This window comes from Candidatus Frankia nodulisporulans (genome assembly GCF_902806475.1).
Lineage (GTDB): Bacteria > Actinomycetota > Actinomycetes > Frankiales > Frankiaceae > Frankia > Frankia umida.
Genome location: NZ_CADCWS010000588.1, coordinates 1 through 299, shown reverse-complemented (window position 1 = coordinate 299; position 299 = coordinate 1). Strand labels below are relative to the sequence as shown.

The window sequence follows — 299 nt, the reverse complement described above, 5'->3', positions numbered from 1 at the left end:
GGATATCACGAAACTCACCGGACCCGCCCGCGGCGTCTACTTCGACCTGTACGTCATCCTCGACATATTCTCCCGTAAAGCCATCCACTTCGAGGTCCATCCCACCGAGAACGGGGAACTCGCGAAGGCCTTCATCGAACACGCCGTCGCCGCGAACGGCAGGGTCAGGCCGATCGCCGTCCACGCCGACCGTGGGACCTCGATGACGTCCCAGCCGGTCGCCGCCCTCCTGGCCTACCTGAACATCGACCAGAGCCATTCCCGTCCGCACGTCTCGAACGACAACCCCTACAGCGAAG

General features: G+C 63.5%; 1 protein-coding gene. It reads left to right on the top strand.

Annotated features, from left to right (window positions below):
• Positions 1-299, top strand: a 299-nt coding sequence (locus G6R24_RS21500; RefSeq protein ID WP_163550900.1) for a DDE-type integrase/transposase/recombinase, incomplete at both ends; no start/stop codon positions are given.